Here is a 17,095-nt window from a genome sequence, read left to right as displayed (position 1 = left end):
ATTCTCGAAGGGCTGACTGGCATGGCCAACACGCACAACACCGAGGACAAGCTGCGGGACTACCTCAAGCGCGTCACCACGGACCTGCGACAGACCCGTCACAGGCTCACCGACCTGGAGACGCGGGCGCACGAGCCCATAGCCATCGTGGCCACCGCCTGTCACATGCCCGGTGGAGTGCGCAGCCCTGAGGACCTGTGGCGGATCGTCGCCGACGGCGTCGACACCGTTTCGGACCTGCCGACCGACCGTGGCTGGGACATCGAGGCGCTGTACGACCCCGACCCGGAGCGCATCGGCACCAGCTACGTCCGCCAGGGCGCCTTCCTGCACGACGCGGCCGAGTTCGACGCCGGGTTCTTCGAGATCTCGCCGCGTGAGGCGACCGCCATGGACCCGCAGCAGCGACTGCTCCTGGAAACCACCTGGGAGGCGTTCGAACGGGCCGGCATCGACCCCACGACCCTGCGGGGCAGTTCCACCGGTGTGTTCGTCGGCGCCAGCAACCAGGCCTACGCGCCCGACGGCGCCCGCGCGCCCGAGGGCATCGAAGGACACCTGCTGACCGGCGGATCCGCCGCCGTGCTGTCGGGGCGCATCTCCTACAGCTTCGGGTTCGAGGGCCCGGCCGTCAGCCTCGACACCATGTGCTCCTCCTCGCTGGTCGCCCTCCATCTCGCGGTCCGGGCGCTGCGTTCCGGAGAGTGCTCGATGGCGGTCGCGGGCGGTGTCACCGTCATGGCCAGCATGCGCAACTTCATCGAGTTCAGCCGTCAGCGCGGCCTGGCCGCCGACGGCCGCTGCAAGCCCTTCGCGGCCGGCGCCGACGGCACGGGCTGGGGCGAAGGCGTCGGCGTGCTGTTGCTGGAGCGGTTGTCGGACGCGCGGGCGCTGGGGCATCAGGTGCTGGCGGTGGTGCGGGGTTCGGCGATCAACCAGGACGGTGCGTCGAACGGGTTGACGGCTCCGAACGGTCCGTCGCAGCAGCGGGTGATCCGTGCGGCGCTGGCGGACGCGGGTCTGTCGGCTGCGGATGTGGACGTGGTGGAGGCGCACGGCACGGGGACGAAGCTCGGCGACCCGATCGAGGCGCAGGCGCTGCAGGCCACCTACGGCCAGGAGCGCGACGCCGGCGCCCCGCTGTTGATCGGTTCCCTGAAGTCCAACGTCGGCCACACCCAGGCCGCTTCCGGTGTCGTGGGCATCATCAAGATGGTCGAGTCGCTCCGGCACGGCGTCGCCCCCAAGTCGCTCCACGGAGAGGAGCTCACCCCGCACGTCGACTGGTCCTCCGGCACGCTGCGCCTGCTCACCGAGGCGGTCGACTGGCCGGACACGGGACGGCCGCGCCGCGCGGGCGTCTCCTCCTTCGGAGGCAGCGGCACGAACGCGCACGTCGTTCTCGAGCAGGCGCCGGTCGCCGAACCGGCGGAAGCCGCCGGGACGACGGATGCCGGGGCCACGGACGCCCAGGTGACGGACGCCAAGGCGGCGGACAGGGCGGAGAAGGCCGGTGTCGTCCTGCCCTGGATGCTGTCGGCCCGGTCGGAGGCCGCGCTGAAGGAGCAGGCACAGCGACTGCTCGACCGCATCGAGTCCGCCGGCCTCTCCGCGGTGGACGTCTCCCACGCGCTCGCCACCGGTCGCGCCGCACTGGAGGAGCGCGCCGTCGTCATCGGCACGGACCATGCCGGCCTGGTCGACGGTCTGCGCGCCCTGGCCGGCGGCGAACGGCCCGCGAATGCCGCCCGCGGCCTCACCGAGAGCCCCGCCTCCCCCCTCGACCCGGTGTTCGTGTTTCCGGGTCAGGGTGCGCAGTGGGTGGGTATGGCGGTGGAGTTGTTGGATGTGTCGGAGGTGTTTGCTGCGCGGTTTGTTGAGTGTGGTGTGGCGTTGGAGGGGTTGGTGGATTGGTCGTTGGTGGATGTGGTGCGGGGGGTGGGGGGTGCGCCTGGGTTGGATCGGGTGGATGTGGTGCAGCCGGTGTTGTGGGCGGTGATGGTGTCGTTGGCTGCGTTGTGGGAGTCGTTCGGTGTGCGGCCGGCTGCGGTGGTGGGTCATTCGCAGGGGGAGATTGCTGCTGCGGTGGTGGCGGGTGCGTTGAGTGTGGTGGATGGTGCGCGGGTGGTGGCGTTGCGGTCGCGGGCGATTGTGGCGTTGGCGGGTGGTGGGGGGATGGTGTCGGTGGCTCTTGCTGCTGAGGGTCCTGGTGGTGTGTCGGAGTTGGTGGGTCGTTGGGGTGGTCGGGTGTCGGTGGCGGCGGTGAATGGTCCGTCGTCGACGGTGGTGTCGGGTGATGTGGGTGCGTTGGATGAGTTGGTGGAGTTGTGTGAGGGGTTGGGGGTGAGGGTGCGTCGGATCGATGTGGATTATGCGTCGCATTCGGCTGGTGTGGATGTGTTGGAGGGGGAGTTGGCTGAGGTGTTGGGTTCGGTGTCGGCGTTGGTGCCGTCGGTGCCGTTTTTGTCGACGGTGACGGGTGAGTGGGTTGAGGGTGCGGTGACGGATGGGGGGTATTGGTTCCGGAATCTGCGGCAGTCGGTGTTGTTGGAGCCGGTGGTGCGGCGTCTGGTGGGGGAGGGGTTCGGTGCGTTTGTGGAGATGAGTCCGCATCCGGTGTTGGCGGTGCCGATCGGTGAGACGGTCGAGGCTGTGGGTGGGGATGCGGTGGTGGTGGGTTCGTTGCGTCGTGGTGAGGGTGGTCTGGAGCGGTTCTACCTGTCGTTGGGTGAGGCGTGGGCTGGGGGTGTGGCGGTCGACTGGGGGCCGGTGTTCGCGGGGTTGTCGCCGTGTCGGGTGGAGTTGCCGACGTATGCGTTCCAGCGCAGCCGCTACTGGCTGGACCTGCCGAAGGTGCAGGCGGGGGTCGATCCGGCGCAGGAGGAGTTCTGGCGGATCGTGGAGGAGGGTGACGTCGAGGGGTTGGCGGGCACGCTCGGGCTGGAGGGGACCGGGGGTCTTGGTGATGTCCTGCCGGCGTTGTCGGCGTGGCACCGGGGACGGCAGGGCCGGGCGAAGCTGGACAGTTGGCGTTACCGGGTGGCGTGGCGGCCCTACCAGCTCCCCGAAGGAGCCGCGCTCGACGGGACCTGGCTCCTCGTCGTCCCCGAAGAGCACACGCGGTCACCGCTGGCCGTCGCCGTCGAAGACGCCCTGAGCGAGGCGGGCGCGACCGCCGTCACCCTCGCGTTGGCCGCCGACGAGCTGGACCGCGCACTCGTCGCCGCGCGCCTCACAGCCGCCGTCGCCGGAACCGACGGCGTGGCCGGGACCGACTCCGTGCGCGGCGTCGTGTCCCTGCTGGCCCTCGACGAGCGCCTCGCCCCGGACCACTCGGGTGCGACCGTCGGCATGATGTCCTCGCTGGTCCTGGTCCAGGGCATGCTGGACGCCGGCATCGAGGCCAGGACGTGGCTCCTGACCAGCGAGGCTGTCAGCACCGGTGACGGCGACAAGGTCAGCCGTCCGATACAGGGCGCGCTCTGGGGATTCGGCCGGGTGGTCGCCCTGGAACAGCCGCGGCGCTGGGGCGGCCTCGTCGACCTTCCCTCCGCTCCCGACCCCGACGCCGCCCGCGCTCTGGTCGCCGTCCTGGCCGCAGGAGGCGACGAGGACCAGATCGCCCTGCGAGGTTCGAGCGCCTACATCCGACGGCTGGTCCGCACCCCCCTGGCCGGCCGAAGCGCGGCGCGTCCCTGGAGCACCAGCGGCGCCGCGCTGATCACCGGAGGCACCGGCGGCCTCGGCGCCCACACGGCTCGACTGCTCGCCCGCAAGGGCGCCGAGCATCTCGTGCTGACCAGCCGCCACGGCGAGCGGGCGCCGGGCGCGGAGGCGCTGCGGCAGGAACTGACCGAGCTGGGCTGCCGGGTGACCGTCGCCGCGTGCGACGTCGCCGATCGCGAAGCGCTGCACCGTCTCGTCGAGCAGGTGGAGTCCGACGGTCCCGCCATCCGCACCGTCGTGCACACCGCGGGCGTCGGCATGCTGGCCTCCCTCGCCGACACCGACCTCGACTTCTTCGCCGAGGGAGCCCGCGCCAAGCTGCTCGGCGCCGTCAACCTCGACGAACTCTTCGACCACGACCGGCTGGACGCCTTCGTCCTGTACTCCTCCGTCGCCGGCACCTGGGGCAGCGGCGACCACGGCGCCTACTCGGCCTCCAACGCGTACGTCGACGCTCTCGCCGACCATCGCAGAGCGCGCGGGCTGACCGGCATGTCCCTCGCCTGGGGCATCTGGAGCCCGGAGGGCGGAGGCATGGCCGTCAACGTCGTTCGGGAGCAACTGCGCTGGCGCGGGATCCCGTTCATGGACGCCGGACTCGCCGTCGCGGGCCTCGAGCAGGCACTCGACCACGACGAGACCTTCCTCGCCGTCGCCGACATCGACTGGGAGCGTTTCGTTCCCGTCTTCACCGCCGCGCACTCCCGACCGCTGCTGCACGAGGTCCCCGAGGTGGCGGCCGCGATGCGGGCCGACGAAGCCGTTCTCGACCGCGCCTCGGAGCGCGGCGGCGGCCTGCGTGCCGAACTCGCCGGCCAGAGCTCCGCCGAACGCGACCGAACCCTGACCGACGTGGTCCGCACCCAGGTCGCCGCCGTCCTCGGCTACGCGGACGGCAGCGACATCGCCGCCACACGCGCGTTCCGGGAACTCGGATTCGACTCCCTCACCGCGGTCGAACTCCGCAACCGCCTCAACGAGGCGACCGGCCTCACACTGCCCGCCGCGATCGTCTTCGACCACCCCAACGTCCGCGACCTCGCACGCCATCTGCGCGGACAGCTCGTCGACGACACCGCCGAGGAGCGGCCCACCACGCTCCCGGCCGTTCCGGCGGCCCGCCCGGCCCTTGAGGACGAACCGATCGCCATCGTCTCCATGGGCTGCCGCTTCCCCGGCGGAGCACACTCACCGGACGACTTCTGGCGCCTCGTCCTCGACGAGAGAGACGCCATCTCGTCCCTGCCCCTCGACCGCGGCTGGGACGTGGAGAACCTGTACGACCCCGATCCGGACCGAGCGGGCACCACCTACGCCCGCGACGGCGGGTTCCTGCACGACGCCGCCGAGTTCGACGCCGCGTTCTTCGGGATCTCCCCGCGTGAGGCGACGGCGATGGACCCGCAGCAGCGGCTGCTCCTGGAGACCGCCTGGGAGACCCTGGAGCGGGCCGGCATCGCGCCCGACAGCCTGCGCGGCAGCGACACCGGAGTCTTCGTAGGCGTGTCCCACCAGGGTTACGGAGCGAGCGGGGTCGTGCCGGAGGGACTCGAAGGCCACCTCATCACCGGCACCGTCACCAGCATCGCCTCCGGCCGCATCTCCTACACACTCGGCCTCGAAGGGCCGGCCGTGACCATGGACACCGGATGCTCCTCCGCGCTCGTCGCCATGCACCAGGCGATGCGTTCCCTTCGTTCGGGCGAGTGCTCGCTCGCACTGACCGGCGGGGCCGCCGTCATGGGCGAGCCCATCGGCCTGGTCGGCTTCAGCCGTCAGCGCGGCCTGGCCGTCGACGGCCGGTGCAAGGCGTTCGGCGCCGAAGCCGATGGCATGGGCATGGCCGAGGGTGTGGGTGTGCTGTTGCTGGAGCGGTTGTCGGACGCGCGGGCGCTGGGGCATCAGGTGCTGGCGGTGGTGCGGGGTTCGGCGATCAACCAGGACGGTGCGTCGAACGGGTTGACGGCTCCGAACGGTCTTGCGCAGCAGCGGGTGATCCGTGCGGCGTTGGCGGACGCGGGTCTGTCGGCTGCGGATGTGGACGTGGTGGAGGCGCACGGCACGGGGACGAAGCTGGGCGACCCGATCGAGGCGCAGGCGCTGCTGGCGACCTACGGTCAGGAGCGTGACGGCGACCGCCCGTTGTGGCTCGGGTCCGTGAAGTCCAACATCGGCCACACCCAGGCCGCTTCGGGCATGGCCGGGATCATCAAGATGGTGCAGGCCATACGACACGCCACCCTGCCGAAGTCCCTGCACGCCGAGGAGATCTCCCCGATCGTCGACTGGTCGGCAGGACAGGTCGAGGTCCTCGCGCACACCCGCCCCTGGGAGCGCAACGGCCGGCCTCGCAGGGCCGGTGTCTCCTCCTTCGGCGTCAGCGGCACCAACGCCCACATCATCCTCGAAGAGCCTGAGCCGCCGCTCGCCGTGGAGGAGCCCGCGCCGCTCGTCGCCGAGCCGCCCCGCACCGTCGTGCCGTGGCTGCTGTCCGCCCGCTCGGGCAAGGCGCTGCGTGCCCAGGCCGAGCAGCTGCTGACCCATCTGGAGAGCTCGAACGGCGATCCCGTCGACATCGCGCACTCCCTCCTGACCGGCCGTGCCGCGCTGGAGGAGCGCGCGGCCGTCGTCGGCGTCGACCGTGACAGCCTCGTCGCTTCGCTGCGCGCTCTGGCCGCCGGAACGTCCGGCACGGGCCTCGCGCGGGGCGCCGCCCGGCGCATCGGCGACTCCGTTGATCCGGTGTTCGTGTTTCCGGGTCAGGGTGCGCAGTGGGTGGGTATGGCGGTGGAGTTGTTGGATGTGTCGGAGGTGTTTGCTGCGCGGTTTGTTGAGTGTGGTGTGGCGTTGGAGGGGTTGGTGGATTGGTCGTTGGTGGATGTGGTGCGGGGGTGGGGGTGCGCCTGGGTTGGATCGGGTGGATGTGGTGCAGCCGGTGTTGTGGGCGGTGATGGTGTCGTTGGCTGCGTTGTGGGAGTCGTTCGGTGTGCGGCCGGCTGCGGTGGTGGGTCATTCGCAGGGGGAGATTGCTGCTGCGGTGGTGGCGGGTGCGTTGAGTGTGGTGGATGGTGCGCGGGTGGTGGCGTTGCGGTCGCGGGCGATTGTGGCGTTGGCGGGTGGTGGGGGGATGGTGTCGGTGGCTCTTGCTGCTGAGGGTCCTGGTGGTGTGTCGGAGTTGGTGGGTCGTTGGGGTGGTCGGGTGTCGGTGGCGGCGGTGAATGGTCCGTCGTCGACGGTGGTGTCGGGTGATGTGGGTGCGTTGGATGAGTTGGTGGAGTTGTGTGAGGGGTTGGGGGTGAGGGTGCGTCGGATCGATGTGGATTATGCGTCGCATTCGGCTGGTGTGGATGTGTTGGAGGGGGAGTTGGCTGAGGTGTTGGGTTCGGTGTCGGCGTTGGTGCCGTCGGTGCCGTTTTTGTCGACGGTGACGGGTGAGTGGGTTGAGGGTGCGGTGACGGATGGGGGGTATTGGTTCCGGAATCTGCGGCAGTCGGTGTTGTTGGAGCCGGTGGTGCGGCGTCTGTTGGGGGAGGGGTTCGGTGCGTTTGTGGAGATGAGTCCGCATCCGGTGTTGGCGGTGCCGATCGGTGAGACGGTCGAGGCTGTGGGTGGGGATGCGGTGGTGGTGGGTTCGTTGCGTCGTGGTGAGGGTGGTCTGGAGCGGTTCTACCTGTCGTTGGGTGAGGCGTGGGCTGGGGGTGTGGCGGTCGACTGGGGGCCGGTGTTCGCGGGGTTGTCGCCGTGTCGGGTGGAGTTGCCGACGTATGCGTTCCAGCGCAGCCGCTACTGGCTGGAGCCGGCCGCCCCGCAGACCGCTGCCGACGGCGGGACGTTCGGCGGGGTGAACCTTCTCGACGACGGATTCTGGGCCAGCGTGGACAGCCACGATCTCGATTCCCTGGCGGACAGCCTCGGACTCGACGACGTGCGCTCACTCGCCGAGGTGGTGCCCGCCCTGTCGTCCTGGCGGCGGGACCGGCTCAACCACTCCACGCTCGACGGCTGGCGATACCGGGTCGCCTGGCGGCCCCGCACCGAACAGCCCGCACGCACCCACGAGCTGGCGAACACGTGGCTGCTCGTCGTACCGGCCGGATACGAGGACGACCCCCTCGTCAGGGATGTGCACGCCGCGATCGGCGACAGGTCTGCCGGGGCCCGCGTCCTCGTCGTGGGCGGCCCGGACGCCGAACGTGACCGCATGGCCGACCTCGTGCGCGCCCTGGCCGACGGCGTCGAGGTCGGTGGCGTGCTGTCGCTGCTCGCGCTGGACGAGTCCCCCTGGTCGGCCGAGGGCGTGCTGCCCACCGGCCTCGTCCTGACCACGACCCTGCTTCAGGTGCTCGGGGACACCCGCCTGGAGGCCCCGGTGTGGTGTGCCACGCGTGGCGCGGTCGCCGTGCGCCGCAGCGACCGGCTGACCAGCCCCCTGCAGGCGATGATCTGGGGTCTCGGCCGCATCGCCGCCCTGGAGTACCCGCAGCGCTGGGGCGGGCTCGTCGACCTGCCCGGCACACTCGACGACCGTGCGGCACGCCGGCTGATCGGCGCCTTGTCCGGGACGCTCGAAGAGGACCACCTCGCGGTGCGCGCTTCCGGACTCTTCGCCCGCCGCCTGGTGCGCGCCGGTGACGGACCGCGGCCGGAGGGCAGTTGGCGGCCGTCCGGCACCGTCCTGGTGACGGGCGGCACCGGCGGGCTCGGCCGGCACGTCGCCCGCTGGCTCGCACGCGGTGGCGCCGAACACCTCGTGCTCGCCTCCCGGCGCGGCCCCGACGCGTCGGGCGCCGCCGAACTCGTCGCCGAGCTCGCCGAGTCGGGCACACAGGCCACCGTCGTCGCCTGCGACGTCTCCGACGCCGAAGCGGTGCGCCGTCTCGTCGACGACCTGCCCGGCGGCGGCACCCTCACAGCGGTGGTGCACACCGCCGGCATCATCGACGACGGCCTCATCGACGCGCTCACCCCGCAGCGCGCCCATGACGTCCTGCGCCCCAAGGCCGATGCGGCGCTCGCCCTCGACGCCGCCACCCGCCATCTCGACCTCGACGCGTTCGTGCTGTTCTCGTCGATGGCAGGCACCCTCGGCGGTCCCGGACAGGGCAGCTACGCCGCGGCCAACGCCTTCCTCGACGCCCTGGCCGCCGCCCGCAGGGCGCAGGGACTGCCCGCCACCTCCATCGGCTGGGGAACCTGGGCGGGCGGCGGCATGGTCGGGGAGGAGGTCGCCGAGCGGCTGCGCCGGGACGGCGTACCCCCGATGGACCCCGAACTGGCCATCGCCTCCCTGCAGAAGGCGCTGGAGCAGGACGAGGAGTTCCTGATCGTCGCCGACGTCGACTGGAAGCTGATCACCGCCCGCGCGTTCGCCGCGCTGCGCGAGCTCCCCGAGGCACGGGTGCCGCTCTCCACGGACAGCGGCGAGAAGAAGGCCGACTCCGTCGACGGACCGCCGCTCGTCCAGCGCCTCGCGGGCCTGTCCCCGGCGGAGCGGCGTGCCGCGCTGGTCACGGAGGTCCGCGCCCAGGCATCCGCCGTCCTCGGCCATGCCGACCCCGACGCGGTCCCCGACGGGAGTGCCTTCCGGGACGTCGGCTTCGACTCGCTCACCGCCGTCGAACTGCGCAACCGGTTCGTGGAGGCCACCGGGCTGCGCCTGCCGGTCACGCTCGCCTTCGACCACCCCTCCGCAGGAGCCCTCGCCGCCTACCTGGACGCAGAGCTGTTCGGTACGGGGGCGGCCGCCGAGCCGCCGCTCGAACTGCCGACGGCGGCCGTCGACGACGACCCGATCGTCATCGTCGGCATGAGCTGCCGCTTCCCCGGCGGTGTCGTCTCACCCGAGGATCTGTGGCAACTCGTCGCCGACGGCGCCGACGCCATCACACCGTTCCCCGCCGACCGCGGCTGGGACGTCGAGAGCCTCTACGATCCCGACCCCGACCGCATCGGCCACTCGTACGCCCGGCACGGCGGCTTCCTGCACGACGCCGACCGCTTCGACCCCGCGTTCTTCGGGATCACGCCCCGCGAGGCCGTGGCCGTCGACCCGCAGCACCGGCTGCTGCTGGAGACGTCCTGGGAGGCGTTCGAACGCGCCGGGATCGATCCGGACCGCATCCGCGGCGCCCGCGCGGGCGTCTTCGTCGGATCCAACTACAACGACTACGGAAGCCGTGCCCGCAAGGCCCCCGAGGAGCTGGAGGGCTACCTGGCCACCGGCAGCGCCGGCAGCGTCGCCTCGGGACGCATCGCCTACACCTTCGGCCTGGAAGGACCGGCCGTCACCGTCGACACCGCCTGCTCGTCCTCCCTGGTCGCCCTGCACCTGGCGGTGCAGGCCCTGAGGTCCGGCGAGTGCGAACTCGCCCTGGCCGGCGGCGTCACCGTGATGTCCACCCCGGACACCTTCGTCGAGTTCAGCAGGCAGCGTGCCCTCTCGCCGGACGGCCGCTGCAAGCCGTTCGCCGCCGAGGCCGACGGCGCGGGCTGGGCCGAGGGCGTCGGTCTTCTCCTGCTGGAGCGTCTGTCGGACGCCCGCCGGGGCGGGCACCCCGTGCTCGCCACCGTCGCCGGCACCGCCGTCAACCAGGACGGCGCCTCCAACGGGCTCACCGCGCCCAGCGGACCCGCCCAGCAGAAGGTCATCCGCCAGGCGCTGGCCTCGGCCGGGCTCTCACCGCTGGACGTGGACGCCGTCGAGGCGCACGGCACCGGAACCACCCTCGGCGACCCCATCGAGGCGCAGGCGCTGCTGGCCGTCTACGGTCAGGACCGGCCTGTGGAGCGGCCGCTGTGGCTCGGGGCGCTGAAGTCCAACATCGGCCACACACAGGCCGCTTCCGGCGTCGCCGGCATCATCAAGATGGTGATGGCGATGCGTCACCGCGTCCTGCCGCGCACCCTGCACGCCGAACAGCCGTCCCCGCACATCGACTGGTCGTCCGGCGCTGTGCGCCTGCTGCAGGAAGAGCGCGACTGGGCCCCCGGTGACACGCCGCGGCGTGCGGGTGTCTCGTCGTTCGGCGTCTCCGGCACCAACGCACACGTGATCATCCAAGAACCCGCGACATCCGCCCCGGTGGAGTCCCGTCCGGCCGACGGCGCCTCCCGCACCCTGCCGTGGCTGCTGTCGGCCCGTGGCGACGCCGCCCTGCGCGCCCAGGCCCGCCGCTTCCTCGCCCACATCGCCGCCCGTCCCGACAGCGCTCCGGCCGACCTGGCGCTCTCCCTGGCCACCACCCGCGCCCACCACGACCACCGCGCGGCCGTCGCCACCGGCGACACCGAGGCGCTCACCGAGGCGCTCACCTCTCTCGCCGAGGGCCGGGAGCACCCGCTGCTCGCCACCGGCCGGGCCCGCGGGGGCAAGGTGGCCTTCCTCTTCTCCGGACAGGGCAGTCAGCAGGCCGCCACCGGACGGGTCCTGTACGAGCGGCACGAGATCTTCGCCGACGCCCTCGACGAGGCCTGCGCCCACCTCGACGCCGACCTCGAACTGCCCCTGCGCGACGTCCTGTTCGCCGAACCGGGCAGCCCCGAGTCGGCATTCCTGGACCGCACCGCCTACACCCAGGCCGGACTCTTCGCCGTCCAGGTCGCCCTGTACCGCCTGCTGGAGAGCCTGGACGTACGGCCCGACGCGGTGCTCGGCCACTCGGTCGGCGAGATCGCCGCAGCCCACGTCGCGGGGGTACTCACCCTGGAGGACGCGTGCCGGCTCGTCGCCGTGCGCGGGAAACTCATGGGGAACCTGCCGACGGGCGGCGTCATGATCTCCGTCCAGGCCGGTGAGGAGGAGGTGACACCGCTGCTCGCCGCCCACGAGGGCCGGGTGTCCGTCGCGGCGGTCAACAGCCCGCTCGCCACCGTCCTGTCCGGCGACGAGGAAGCCGTCACCGCGGTGGCCGCGGAACTGGCCGGCCGGGGCCGCAAGACACACCGTCTGCAGGTCGGCCACGCCTTCCACTCCCACCACATGAACGACATGCTCGACGAGTTCGCCGCACACACGGCGCTCGTCGACCACGCCGCCCCCGCCCTGCCCGTGGTCTCCACCGTCACCGGACGCCCCGTCACCGCCGACGAGCCGATGGACGGCGCCTACTGGGTAGGCCAGGTGCGCGACGCCGTCCGCTTCCACGAGGGCATTCGCACACTCGAGGAACAGGGCGTCACCACCTACGTCGAGATCGGGCCGGGCGGCGTGCTGACCGCGCTCGCCGGAGACTGCGTCGACGGCGTCGCCACACTCGTGCCGACACTGCGGCGCGACGAGGAGGAAGACGCCTCGCTGACCACCGCCCTCGCCCGGCTGCACACCCACGGCCACCGCGTGGACTGGGACAACTGGTTCACCCCCTCGGGAGCCGTCCGCACCGACCTGCCCACCTACCCCTTCCAGCGGCGCCGCTACTGGCTCGAGGCGACCGGCTCCGACAGCACCCGCACGGACCTGGATCCCGTACGCCACCAGCTGCTCACCGGCGCTGTCGCCCTCGCCGACAGCTCGGGCGTCGTGCTGACGGGAACCGTCTCCGTGAACGACAGGCCCTGGCTCGCCGACCACGCCCTGGACGGCCGCATCCTCTTCCCCGGCACCGCCTTCCTCGACCTCGCCATGGAGGCGTGCGGACACGTCGGCGCCGCCCGGATCGGTGACCTCACCCTCCAGACGCCGCTCGTGCTCCCCGAGAGCGGCAGCGTCCAGCTTCAGGTGTCCGTCGCGGCGCCCGACGGCAACGGCGACCGCGCCCTCTCGGTGCACTCCCGGCCCGCCACCGGCACCGCCTGGACACGGCACGCCGACGGCACCCTCACCGACACGCCGTCGGCCGTCGCACCCGCACCTCTGCCGGCCGCCTGGCCGCCGGCGTCCGCCACCCCCGTGGACGTCAGCGGCCTGTACGACCGCATCGCCGCCGGCGGCTTCGCCTACGGCCCCGCGTTCCGCGGACTGCGCGCGGCCTGGCGCGACGGCGACGACGTGTACGCCGAGATCGCCCCCGAGGAAGGCGAACACCTGCAGGGCGCCGACCGGTTCCGCGTCCACCCCGCCCTGCTGGACGCCGCCCTGCACACGGTGGCGCTGGCCCCCGCCGCAGGCACCGGCACCGTCCTGCCGTTCACCTTCTCCGACGTCGTCCCGCACTCCGCCGGCGCCACCGCACTGCGCGTGCGTCTCACCCCCGTCGGCGAGCACACCTACCGGGTGGGCATCCTCGACGACGCGGGACACCGGGTCGCCGACATCGACGGCCTCACCCTGCGCCCCGTGGACACCAGCGCCCTGCCGTCCGCTCCGGGGCGCGGCGCACTGCACCGGATCCGCTGGACGCCCGCCGGCATCGGCACGGCGCCCGTCGGCACGCCGCACCTCGTCGGCAGCGTGCTGCCGCCCGACGCACCGGCGTTCGGCACCGCCGTCCGGCACCCGGACCCCGCCGCGCTGCACGCGGCCACGGGCACAGCCGTGCCCGCGACGGTCCTGGCGGCGATGCCCGACACCCGGTCCGACGCGGACGCCGACCTCCCCGCTGCCACGCGACGTGCCACCACCCACGCGCTGAGCCTGCTCACCGACTGGCTGGCGCAGGACGGCCTGGCGGCCTCCCGGCTGGTGGTGCTGACCCGGAACGCCGTCACCACCGGATCCGAGGACGCGCCCCGCACCGATCCGGCCCAGGCGGCCGTCTGGGGGCTGGTCCGTGCGGCGCGCGCCGAGAACCCGGGCCGCTTCGCGCTGATCGACCACGACGGCAGTGCGGCCTCCCTGGCACAGCTGCCGGCCGCGCTCGCCTCGGACGAGAGCGAGATCGCCCTGCGCGAGGGTTCCGCGCTCACACCCCGGCTCATCCAGGCGGCGCCGCCCGCCGAGACGGCGGACGGGGCCTTCGAGGACGGCACCGTCCTGGTCACCGGGGCCGGCGGCATCCTGGGACGGGAGATCGCCCGCCACCTGGTCACCGCCCACGGCGTGCGCTCCCTGGTGCTGGCCGGACGGCGCGGCCCGGCGGCCGACGGCATGACCGAACTCCACGAGGAGCTCAGCGGCCACGGGGCCCACGTCACCGTCGCGGCCTGCGACGTCGCCGATCGCGAGGCCCTGACCGCCCTGCTCGGCGACATCCCCGCGGACCGGCCGCTTCGCGCCGTCGTCCACACCGCGGGCGTCCTCGACGACGGCATCGTGCAGTCGCTCACTCCCGAGCGCGTCGACACGGTCCTGCGGGCCAAGGCCGACGCGACCGTCCTGCTGGAGGAGCTCACCCGCGACACCGGCGCCGCGCTCGTTCTGTTCTCCTCGATCGCCGGAACCCTCGGCGGCGTCGGGCAGGGCAACTATTCGGCCGCCAACGCCTTCCTCGACGCCTTCGCCGCCCGCCGCGCCGCCGCCGGACGCCGCGTCCAGTCCCTCGCCTGGGGTCTGTGGGCCGAACGCAGCGGCATGACCGGCAAGCTCGGCGAAGCGGACATGCGCCGCATCGCCCGCAGCGGACTGCGGCCCATGGAGACCGGCCACGCACTCGCCCTGCTCGACGCGGCACTGCGCTCCCGGGACCCCTACCACGCGCCCGTCGACCTCGACCCGGCCGCGCTACGCGCCTCCGACGGGTCGGTGCCGGACCTGGTGCGCGACCTCGTCCCGGCCCGCACCCGGCACCAGGCCGCACCGGCCACCGGCGCGTCGGCGGTGCCCGCGGAGGGCGAGCTGCGCACCCGTCTCGCCGGGCTCGCCCCGGACGCCCGGCACGCCCTCGTCCTGGACGCCGTGCTCGCCCAGGCGGCCCTGGTCGTCGGGCACGACAGCCCCGACTCCATCGACCCGGAAGGAGGCTTCCTGGACAGCGGGTTCAACTCGTTGACCGCCGTCGAACTGCGCAACCGCATCGGCGCCCTCGCAGGAACACGACTGCCCGCGACCCTCATGTTCGACTACCCGACGCCGGAACGGCTCGCCGCGCACCTCCTGGAACGCATCACCCACGAGGCGCAGCCGGCCACCTCCCCGGTCCTCGACCGTCTCGACGCCCTGGAGGCACAGTTCACCGCGTCGGTCCTGGACGGCGCCGTCCAGGAGCGGCTGCGCAGCAGGCTCAGCGGTCTGCTGGCCCGCCTCGACGACGCGGCGGCCGGAGCCGCCGTCGGCCCCGCGCCGTCGGCGCCGGCCGCCGACGAGGTCTCCGACGACGAACTGCGCGCCTTCCTCGAGGGCGACCTCGACGAGGTCTGAACCGACCGGCCGCGCCTCGGCCCGGACACGGCGTCCGGGCCGAGGCGGCCACCACCTCTCACCCACCACCTCTCACCCGTCACATGGATGGAACAGTGAAGGCTCTCGTGCTCGCGGGGGGATCAGGTTCACGACTGCGCCCGATCACCCACACGTCCAGCAAGCAATTGGTCCCGGTCGCCAACAAACCGATCCTCTTCTACGGTCTCGAATCCATCGCCGCCGCGGGCATCACCGACGTCGGCGTCATCGTCGGCAGCACCGCCCCGGAAATCGAGGCAGCCGTCGGCGACGGCTCCGCCTTCGGCCTGAACGTCACCTACATCCCGCAGAGCGAACCCCTGGGGCTCGCCCACGCCGTGCTCATCGCCGAATCCTTCCTGGGCGACGACGACTTCGTCATGTACCTCGGTGACAACTTCGTCCTCGACGGCATCACCGACGTCGTCGAGGAGTTCCGCAAGGACCCACGCGACGCCCAGGTGCTGCTCACCCGGGTGAACAATCCCACGGCCTTCGGAGTGGCGGTCACCGACGACAACGGCAACGTCCTCGTACTCGAGGAGAAGCCGCGCAAGCCGCGCAGCGACCTGGCCGTCGCCGGCGTGTACCTGTTCACGGCGGCCGTCCACGAAGCGGTGCGGGCCGTCCAGCCGTCCCCGCGCGGCGAGCTGGAGATCACCGACGCGCTGCAGTGGATGATCGACCAGGGAATGGAGGTCCGCTCCACGGTCATCACCGGTTACTGGAAGGACACCGGCAACGTCACCGACATGCTGGAGGTCAACCGCACCCTCCTCGAACGCCTCCAGCCCTGCGTCAACGGCTACGTCGACGACGAGAGCGAGATCATCGGACGCGTCCGGATCGAGGCGGGCGCCGAGGTCCGGCGCTCCCGCATCGTCGGTCCCGTGATCATCGGCGCCGGCAGCGTCGTCAGCGACTCGTACGTCGGCCCTTCCACGTCGGTCGCGGAGAACTGCCGTATCTCCCACAGCGAGATCGAGTACTCGATCGTGCTGCGGGAGTCGTCCTTCGACCGGATCCGGCGGGTGGCGGCCTCCCTCGTCGGCCGCAACGTCAAAGTCGCCGTGGCCCCCGGACTGCCTGCCACGCACCGTCTCGTCATAGGCGATCACGGGCACGTCCAGCTCTCGTCATGACCGCCGTACGCCTCCTCGTCGTCACCGCGGTACCAGCCGAACGCGACGCCGTCGCGCGAGGTCTGGGCCCCGCGGCGGCGGTCGAGCGCGGCACCCTGCCGGGCCGCGAGATGCTCCGGATCGACTGCACCGGGGACGCCTCGTCCGTACGGGCCGACCGCACGGCGGCGGATCAGGGTCCCGTCCGTCACCGGCAGCTCGTCGCCGACCTGGTGGCAGGGGGAGTGGGCCCCGCCGCCGCGGCCGCGGCGACCGACGCGGCACTCACCGCGGCGGCCGTCCGGGGCGACCGGTACCACCTGGTCGTCTCGACAGGCATCGCGGGGGGCTTCGCGCCGGTCGCCGACGTCGGCTCCGTCGTCGTCGCCGACCGTGTCATCGCCGCCGACCTCGGCTGCGAGACCCCTGACGGATTCCTCTCCATGGACCGCCTCGGCTTCGGAGTCTCCGAGCACGCCTGCGCACCCCACCTCTCCGCCGCCGTGGCCCGGGTCCTCGCCGCCGTCCACGCCCCCGTCCTGACCGTCTCCACCGTCACCGGTACCGCGGAACGCGCCCAGCGCCTACGGCAACGCCACGGAGCCGCGGCCGAGGCGATGGAGGGCTTCGGCGTCGCCGAGGCCGCCGCCGTCCACGGCGTCCCGCTGCTGGAACTGCGCACCGTCTCCAACGCCGTCGGCCCCCGCGACCGGGCCGCCTGGCGCATCCCCGACGCCCTGACGGCACTTCAGGACGCCTTCGCGGTCCTGTACACCGTTCTCGCCCGAGGCGCCCCACCGCCATACGTCTGAGCAGCCCGGGCCCCGAACTCCCGTAGACGAAACGGCGGTTCGGGGCCCCGGCACGTCCTGGTCGTCCGACCGGCCATTGCTCCGGCCTGCGTGAATGGCGGCGGGCTCATGATTTCCAAGGGTTTCCCCAGAGAACCCGGCCGGGTGCCGAGAAAGGCTCCCGGGCCGGGTCATGCTGTCCC

General features: G+C 72.4%; 3 protein-coding genes and 1 pseudogene. All 4 read left to right on the top strand.

Going from position 1 to position 17,095, the window contains the following annotated elements; all coding sequences use genetic code 11:
• Positions 1-42: 42 nt before the first annotated feature.
• A pseudogene (locus OHS82_RS43455) lies at positions 43-12,046 on the top strand (type I polyketide synthase); the annotation flags it as partial.
• Between the two features lie 15 nt (positions 12,047-12,061).
• Positions 12,062-14,959, top strand: a complete 2,898-nt coding sequence (locus OHS82_RS43450; protein ID WP_443061828.1) for a type I polyketide synthase — start codon at positions 12,062-12,064, stop codon at positions 14,957-14,959.
• Positions 14,960-15,054: 95 nt separating this feature from the next.
• A complete protein-coding gene (locus OHS82_RS06595) occupies positions 15,055-16,122 on the top strand; it encodes a glucose-1-phosphate thymidylyltransferase (RefSeq protein ID WP_328433483.1) in 1,068 nt (355 codons plus the stop codon).
• Positions 16,119-16,913 (top strand): futalosine hydrolase, encoded by a 795-nt coding sequence (locus tag OHS82_RS06590; RefSeq protein ID WP_328433482.1) that lies wholly within the window; start codon positions 16,119-16,121, stop codon positions 16,911-16,913. The genes OHS82_RS06595 and OHS82_RS06590 overlap by 4 nt, the downstream gene beginning before the upstream one ends.
• Positions 16,914-17,095: the final 182 nt, after the last annotated feature.

The sequence above is a fragment of the Streptomyces sp. NBC_00425 genome, from assembly GCF_036030735.1.
Classification (GTDB): Bacteria; Actinomycetota; Actinomycetes; order Streptomycetales; family Streptomycetaceae; genus Streptomyces.
Note: the sequence above shows the minus strand (reverse complement) of the source record. Positions and strands in the feature narration are given on the sequence as shown.